Below are 2,596 nucleotides of genomic sequence, written 5' to 3'. Positions count from 1 at the left end.
GTAAGCGCTATTTTCGCTGCACGTTGACGCGAGCGCTTTCGACGGATGGCCTTCGAATCGGGAACGGTATCTGGTCTGATCAGGCTGCTGTTGCTTTGGCGAAGTTGAAGGGCAGCAGATCCTCGATGGCTGCGTTCTCGGGGCGCTGAGGTAGTTCAGTGAGGACGTGGCGCAGCCACGCTAACGGCTCGACGCCACAGGCGCGGCAGGTCAACATCAGGCTGTAGATGACGGCGCTGGCCCTGGCTCCGTCGACGGTATCGCTGAACAGCCAACTTTTCCGGCCAGTGGCAAAGATTCTGATGTCACGCTCGAGAAGATTGTTGTCGATCGGCATGCTGCCGTCCTCGGTGTAACGAGTCAGATATCCCCATTGGTTCAGGGTGTAGGAGACGGCGTCGCCGAGCTTGCTGTCCGGCAAGACTTTTGGGGCGATGTCGTCGAGCCATGCCTTGAGAGCATGGAGGATCGGGACACTATGTTGCTGGCGGAAGCGGCGAATGCAGTCATCTCGCGTTTCGCCGTCATCGGGGATTTCGTTCCGCGCCTGCCTTTCAACCCGATAGAGCTGTTCGAAGAACCGGAGTGCCTGTTCCGGCGGGCCGCCACCCTTCTTCCTCGCCTTTAGGGCATCGACGAAGCGCCGCCTCGAATGAGCCATGCAGCCAAGATGCGTTGCCCCTTCCAGCGTGCGCCAGGCGGAATAACCGTCACTCATCACGATGCCGCGGTAATCGCCCAAGAAGGTCTGCGGGTGTATCTGGCCGCGACCCGGCTGATAATCGAGCAGCACGATCGGCTCGTCACTGTCGTGGCCGCTCCGGTATGCCCACATGTACGAGGTGCTGGTGGCCTCTCTGTCCATTTCCTTCAGCACCTGGACCGTGGTCTCGTCGCCATGGATGAGGGGCTGCGATCTGAGCCGCAGCTTCAGCACGTCATAGATGCGGGCGAGATGCTTTTCGCTCGAGCCGATCACCCAGTGACCCAGAGCGCCACGGCTGACAGGAACGCCCGCGCGCTCGAAAGCCTGCGCCAGGCGGTAGAGCGGTGTGCCGTCGACATACTTATGAACGAGCGCGAAGGCCAGCGTCGAGGCCGTAGCGATGCTGCCCGGCAAGGGTTGCGCGGGCATCGGCGCGGTCACGACCGGCGTGTTGATGCCGGTACGCTCACAATGGCGGCAAGCATATTTGAACCGCACATTCTGCAGAACCTTCGCCTTCACCTCGATATGAAGTTGCTCGGTAACGGCCTCGCCCATGCGATGCATCTGATGACGGCAGCAAGGACAAGCCTTCTGGTCGTCGGGAAGGTCGTACTCGACGCGCTCGCGCGGCAGGTTTTCCGGCAAGGCCTTGCGGCCGCGCTTCTTTCCCGTCGCCCCTTCGCTCGCCGGCAAGCCCGTGTCCGGCAGGACAACGACGCCGCCATCTTCGCTGTCGGCGGCGTCCTCCTCCGCGGCCTGTTCGGCTTCATTGAAGAGACGGTCAATGTGCTTTTCGCTCTTCGGCGCAAAACGATGCAGCCGCGCAAGCGCCAGCTCTTCCTCGAGTTTGACGACGCGTTCGGCGAGTTGACGGTTCTGCGCCTGCAGCGCAGCAATGCGCGCCATCAACTCTTCAACAGTCGGTTCGCCGGGTCGATTCATCAGATTCTTGAATCGAAAGCATGCCGCCGCGTCAACCGCTCAATTCGAGAGCCCTCAACCGGCAACCTGATATTGCCGCACCGGATGGCGGACCATCGCATCGATGTCGATGCCGTCGAGGATCCAGTGCAATTGCTCGGTCGTAAGCGTGACCACCGCTGCCTCCCGGCGCGGCCACCGGAACTTGTCCTCGGTCAGCCGCTTCATTACCAGCACAAAGCCCGACCGATCGAAGAACAGGAGCTTCATCCGGTCGCGCCGGCGATTGCAGAACGCAAAAACCGCCGGAGCAAACGGATCGAGCGCCATCGTCTCTTGGACCAGAACCGCAAGGCTGTTGATGCCGGCCCGGAAGTCGATCGGCTCGCGGTGCAGGTAGACTTTCAGGTCAGCGCCCAGTCTGAACATGACCCAGTGCTCCGATGGTCGCCGTCAACGCATCCACATCACCGCATTCCAGCGTCAACTTCACGCCGTTCGGCAGCGACGCGCTCACCTTGGCTGGAGAGGAAAAAGGCGCTGTCCTTTTCGATGCCGACCTACGTGCCCCATCGCAAGTCCCCGGCAAATCCACCGCAGCCATGCTGCTCTGTCGCAGCAAGGCCCGATCGGAAGTGCTTTCAATCTGAACCGGGATGAACGCCGATGGTGGGGGCTGTGGGAGGGACTGGGTCTCCGCCCGCTTCTTTATCCACTTCCGAAGAACGTTCGCATTGACCCCATGTTCGAGCGCAAGCCTCGATACCGACACGCCAGGCTCAAGACAGGCCGAGACAAGACGGTCCTTCGATGCCGGGTCGTATCGGCGTCGCCCGTCCCGACCGACAAGCCTCACCCGCAGTTTCTGCTCATCTTCTTCCATCACAAGGTGTCCACCTATTTTGGTGGACACCTCATGCATCAGAGCACTCAACAGCAAAAGGTGCGGGGAAATTCGCGCTTACG

Annotated in this window: 3 protein-coding genes; all 3 read right to left on the bottom strand. The window is 61.0% G+C overall.

Translation table 11 applies throughout. From position 1 onward, the window contains the following. Positions 1–79 precede the first annotated feature (79 nt). From tnpC to tnpA, 3 genes are read right to left on the bottom strand one after another with little or no spacing between them, the layout of a single operon-like run. Positions 80–1,651: an IS66 family transposase gene (tnpC, locus tag NKJ84_RS32900; protein WP_352509984.1), complete on the bottom strand. Its 1,572-nt coding sequence runs from the start codon at positions 1,649–1,651 to the stop codon at positions 80–82. A 54-nt stretch (positions 1,652–1,705) separates the two neighbouring features. Continuing rightward, positions 1,706–2,059 carry an IS66 family insertion sequence element accessory protein TnpB gene (gene tnpB, locus NKJ84_RS32895; protein ID WP_352469379.1) on the bottom strand — a complete coding sequence of 118 codons (354 nt, stop codon included), beginning with the start codon at positions 2,057–2,059 and terminating at the stop codon, positions 1,706–1,708. Next, positions 2,040–2,513: an IS66-like element accessory protein TnpA gene (gene tnpA, locus NKJ84_RS32890; RefSeq protein ID WP_352509983.1), complete on the bottom strand. Its 474-nt coding sequence runs from the start codon at positions 2,511–2,513 to the stop codon at positions 2,040–2,042. The genes tnpB and tnpA overlap by 20 nt, the downstream gene beginning before the upstream one ends. Positions 2,514–2,596 lie beyond the last annotated feature (83 nt).

This window comes from Mesorhizobium sp. M0048 (genome assembly GCF_040323405.1).
Lineage (GTDB): Bacteria > Pseudomonadota > Alphaproteobacteria > Rhizobiales > Rhizobiaceae > Mesorhizobium.
The sequence above is the reverse complement of the archived record's forward strand: the minus strand, read 5'-3'. Positions and strand labels throughout refer to the sequence as shown.